We start from the raw sequence: 4,242 nt of genomic DNA on the forward strand, positions 1-4,242 counted from the left end.
ACTTCACCTGGAATTGCTATAGCATGAAAAAAAAGCCGCGGCGTGCTGCCGCGGCTTTCGTGTTTCATATCAACGCTGAAAAATCAGAAATCGCGTTCCAGACGCAGCCAGCCGAACCAGTTCTGCTGGTTCCAGTCTTTGTCGAGGAAGGCGTAGTTGAGGTTGGCGCGGACGTGGAAATTGTCCACCACCTGCCAGTCCGCCGTGGCGCCCGCTTCCCAGAATGCCTTGTCGTTGCTGGCGACATTGTACTGGGTCTGCGGCGCAAGAATCAGGTTTTCCGTGACGTTGAAGTAGTAGTTCGCGGCCACCGCGTATTTCATGTAGGTGCCGGCGATCGGTGAATCATTCCAGTTGTCGGCGGTGAAGTCCGGCGCGTAGGAAATGAAGCCGCTTTCATAAAGGCCGGCGATTTCGAACGTGCCCGGACCGATGCCGATACCGGCCCATGGACGGATGGCGTAGTTTTCGCTGTCGGTGTCATAGGCGACATCGAGCTTGATATAGCGCGAGTCAGAGGGCGCCCAGGCAATGCGGCCCGACAGGCCGAGCTTCGGGTCGTCGCTGTTGTCCTTGGTGAGCGCATCGAGTTCAAGCGCGATCTGGAAACCGTCCGAGGGGAAGTAGCCAAGACGCACCGCGTTGTAGCGGCTGACATTGTCGATATTGTCGAGTTCGCCCCACAGGTCCTCGTTCCAGAAGCCCTTGATGTAACCGGCCCTGAACTGAACGGCGTCGCCAATGTCGATATAGGCCTGGTCGAATTTGAAGTCGTCCCCCGACCCGTTGGAATAATAGTAGAACTCAGGCGTCATGACCGAGGTCAGGGTGCCGAGTTCGGTATCGGTCTTGGCGGTAATCTGGAGATTGGCCTTAACGTAGGGGGACCAGTCGCTGTCATCGGCGGAGCCGGTCTGGATGCCGCCAAACTTGGTTTCGAAGCGGACATATCCGCCGATATTGAGGCAGGTTTCGGTGCCCGGAATGTAGAAATAGCCTTTGCCGAAAGCGTCGCAGACCTCGACATAATTGGCGGTCACCGGCTCGATCGCCATCACGGGATCGGCGGCCCGGGCTCCGGTGGCGGAAAGCGCCAGCAGCGAAGCGGAGCCGATAAGCAATACGTTGATCTTCATGAACGGAATCTCCAACAATTGGGACGTAATGTGAATGCAGGTCGCCACGACGCACTCTTTGTTGTTCGATCAACCGATTATTGGCGATTGCGTGCCCCACTATACGGTTACGAATTGTCAAGGCAACCGCCGACCGAGGAGAGTTCACACGGTTGACGCGTAATCGCCCCGGTTTCGCCTCGGGTGTGTTGATTGGGCAACTTTTTTGAGGTTGCTTGTTTTGCAAGCGATGACGATCTGAAACGATAACTTTAAAAAATATATATAAAACAGTAATTTGTCTGTCATCTTGCGCCGTCTTCGGAGGGCGGGGCTGCGGTGGCGCATCGCAAGGACGGGGCCGCTCGGGACACAAGCAGGCGTTCGCCGCGCCGCGGGGAGGGGCGCGGTTCAGCCGGAGGGCCCGGTTCAGCGCTCACCGGATTTGCAACCGTGAAATTCGCTTCGACGACGCTTGCCCCGCGCCCCGGATTGGAGTATCAGCGCTGATGTAAATGGGGCCGTAGCTCAGCTGGGAGAGCGCTGCAATCGCACTGCAGAGGTCGGCGGTTCGATCCCGCTCGGCTCCACCAATTTCCCCTGCGATTACGAAAATTTTCCGCTCAGTTCTTGTCGTCCGGCAGGATCGGCAGCGGCATGATCTCGATGCCTTCCTCCAGAAGGTCGCGCACCTCATCGGCATTGGCTTCGCCGATAATGCCGCGTTCCTCGCTCTCGCCATAATGGATCTTGCGGGCTTCGTCCGGAAAGCGTTCGCCGACATCCTCGGCATTGGCGCGGATTTCGGCGACGGCCTTGCGCAGCTTGTCCATCGCCTCGCGCTGGGCCTTGTCGACCAGGGCGGCCTTGCGGCTTTCCTGCTTGCGGGCGGTGGTGACCTGCGGGGCCATCAGGCTTTTGGAAACCTTGGCGGAATTGCAGACGGGACAGGTCAGGAAACCGCTTTCGACCTGCTTGTCGAAATCGGCGCTGCCGCCAAACCAGCCATCGAAATCGTGGCCGTTGTCACATCTTAGCGAATAATGGATCACGGCTTTCAGACTTCCGTAAGAGCCCGCGCTTCTTCCAGGGCGAAGGCGCGGATATTCTTCAGGTTCGGCACCTTGCCGCGCGCCGCCGTCACGGCGTCGGTATCGATCTCGGCGATGATTGCGGCCTCTCCCTCGTCGCCGGCCTCGGCGATGATCTTGCCCCAGGGATCGACGATCATAGAATGGCCGAAGGTTTCGCGACCGTCCTCGTGGGTGCCGGCCTGGGCTGCCGAAATCATGTAGGCGCCGTTTTCGATCGCGCGGGCGCGTTGCAGCACGTGCCAGTGGGCTAGGCCAGTCTGTTTCGTGAAGGCGGCGGGTGCCGTCAGAACCTCCGCGCCGGCGAGCCCGTAGGCGTTGTAGAGGTCGGGGAAGCGCACATCGTAGCAGATGCCGAGGCCGATGGCGGCGAAGGGCAGGCGGGCAAGCACTGCCTTATCGCCGGGTCGGTAGACCGCGCTCTCGCGCCAGCTTTCGCCGTTGTCGAGATCGACATCGAACATGTGGATCTTGTCGTAGCGCGCGACGATCCCGCCCGACGCGTCGATCAGGAAGGACCGGTTCACGAAGCGCGGCCGCGCCTGTCCGGGATCGTCCTCCGCCTTCAGCGCCAGCGAGCCGATCAGCAGCCAGCGCCCAAGCTCGGCGGCCAGCTCGCGATAGGCGGCGAGGCTCGGGTCCTCGTCCTCGGTCCGCAGGATCTCGGCCTGCAGCCTGCGCGAGAAGGTGACGATGTTGGTCACTTCGGGCGTGAGGCAGAGCTGCGCGCCCTCGGCCGCCGCCTCGCGGATCAGGGCCGAGGTCTGCGCGAGGTTCTCCGCCGGCACGTCGCCCGCGCAGGTCTGTATGAGCCCTGCGCGCAGCACGCTCACGCCGCCAGCATCCCGTCGAGCTCGCCGGTCCTCTCCAGCGCATGCAGCTCGTCGCAGCCGCCGATCGCGGCGCCGCCGATGAAGATCTGCGGCACGGTGCGGGCTCCGGGATTGCGCTCGGCCATCTCGGCGCGGGCGCCGGGCTCGGAGAACACGTCGTGCTCCACATAGGCCACGCCCTTGGCATCCAGCAGGCGCTTGGCGCGCACGCAGAAGCCGCAGATCGGGCTGGTATAGATCTCCACCTGTTTCATCACGGATCCTCTTCCTCGATACGCGAGAATATAGGCCCGTCGGCTTCGGGCGCAACGCGGGCGAGGCAAAGCGCCTCGACCTGCCGCGCCCCTGCGGCAAGAAGCGTCGCGGCGCAGACCGAGAGCGTGGCGCCGGAAGTGTAGACGTCGTCGACCAGCAGAATGCGCGCGCCGCGCACCCGGTCCGGGCGACGCACGGCGAAGGCGCCCTCCAGATTGGCGCGGCGTTCGTCCCGGCCGAGCCCGCCCTGGGACGGCGTGGCGCGGGTCCGGCGCAGGAGGTCGCCGCAATAGGGCCGGCCGGCGTCGCGGGCCACGCGGCGGGCGAGTTCGGCGGACTGGTTGAAGCGGCGCTTGAGCAGGCGGGTCCAGTGGAGGGGGACGGGGGGCACCCAGTCGGCCTCGTCCAGCAGGTCGCGCCCGATGCGACGCATCCAGGTGGACGCCGGGCGCGCGATGTCGAGCCGGTCGCCATGCTTGAAGGCCAGCGTCAGATCCCGCCCCACCCCCTCGTACAGCACCGCGGCGCGGGCGCGGCGGAAGGCGAGCGGACGGTTGAGGCAATGGTCGCAGAACGGCGCGTCCTCGGAGCCCGAGAGCGGCGCGCCGCAGCGATCGCAGAGCGGGTGGGCGATGTAATGGGTCTCGCGCCAGCAGGCGGGACAGAGCGCGTGAGGGTCCATCACCTCCGCCCGGCACCAGGTGCAGAGCGGGGGATAGAGCAGGTCGGCGGCGGCGAGCCGGACGCGCCTCAGGTGGTCGGAGAGGGAGGCGCGGGGGGCCGGCGCCTCGGGCGGATCGGTGTCGCGGGGGTCGGGCGCGAGCGGGTCGGGCGCCGGTTCGGCGGGGGCCGCCTGCGCGCCGTCATCGCCATGCCCGCCCGCATCAGGCCGCGGCCGGGTCGGCGCCGGGGTCTGCGTTTCGCGAAAGCCCTCCCCGACCGCCCCGC

At 64.6% G+C, this 4,242-nt stretch carries 5 protein-coding genes and 1 tRNA gene; 1 reads left to right on the forward strand and 5 read right to left on the reverse strand.

Annotated features, from left to right (window positions below):
- Positions 1-83 precede the first annotated feature (83 nt).
- Entirely contained in the window at positions 84-1,136 is a 1,053-nt protein-coding gene (locus tag B4E36_RS03580; RefSeq protein ID WP_345899990.1) for a porin, read from the reverse strand.
- Between the two features lie 496 nt (positions 1,137-1,632).
- On the opposite strand from B4E36_RS03580, the gene B4E36_RS03585 reads away from it, so the two are divergent.
- Positions 1,633-1,708: transfer RNA gene (locus B4E36_RS03585), tRNA-Ala, on the forward strand.
- 30 nt (positions 1,709-1,738) lie between these two features.
- On the opposite strand, the gene B4E36_RS03590 is transcribed toward B4E36_RS03585, so the two are convergent.
- The 4 genes from B4E36_RS03590 to B4E36_RS03605 form a co-directional block, all read right to left on the reverse strand.
- Positions 1,739-2,167 carry a DUF1178 family protein gene (locus B4E36_RS03590; RefSeq protein WP_018065454.1) on the reverse strand — a complete coding sequence of 143 codons (429 nt, stop codon included), beginning with the start codon at positions 2,165-2,167 and terminating at the stop codon, positions 1,739-1,741.
- Positions 2,168-2,172: 5 nt separating this feature from the next.
- Positions 2,173-3,039 (reverse strand): carbon-nitrogen hydrolase family protein, encoded by an 867-nt coding sequence (locus B4E36_RS03595; RefSeq protein WP_414673722.1) that lies wholly within the window; start codon positions 3,037-3,039, stop codon positions 2,173-2,175.
- Entirely contained in the window at positions 3,036-3,293 is a 258-nt protein-coding gene (gene grxC, locus B4E36_RS03600) for a glutaredoxin 3 (protein WP_092679693.1), read from the reverse strand. The genes B4E36_RS03595 and grxC overlap by 4 nt, the downstream gene beginning before the upstream one ends.
- The coding region (locus B4E36_RS03605) for a ComF family protein (RefSeq protein WP_345899991.1) at positions 3,293-4,242 on the reverse strand (950 nt) is incomplete at its 5' end. The genes grxC and B4E36_RS03605, both read right to left, overlap by 1 nt.

It is taken from the genome of Martelella sp. UBA3392, assembly GCF_002358775.1.
GTDB classification, from domain to species: Bacteria; Pseudomonadota; Alphaproteobacteria; order Rhizobiales; family Rhizobiaceae; genus Martelella; species Martelella mediterranea.

Excerpts from the sequence above, each read along its gene's own strand:
- B4E36_RS03580 (WP_345899990.1), bottom strand. The coding sequence starts at position 1,136 with ATGAAGATCAACGTATTGCTTATCGGCTCCGCTTCGCTGCTGGCGCTT.
- grxC (WP_092679693.1), bottom strand. The coding sequence starts at position 3,293 with ATGAAACAGGTGGAGATCTATACCAGCCCGATCTGCGGCTTCTGCGTG.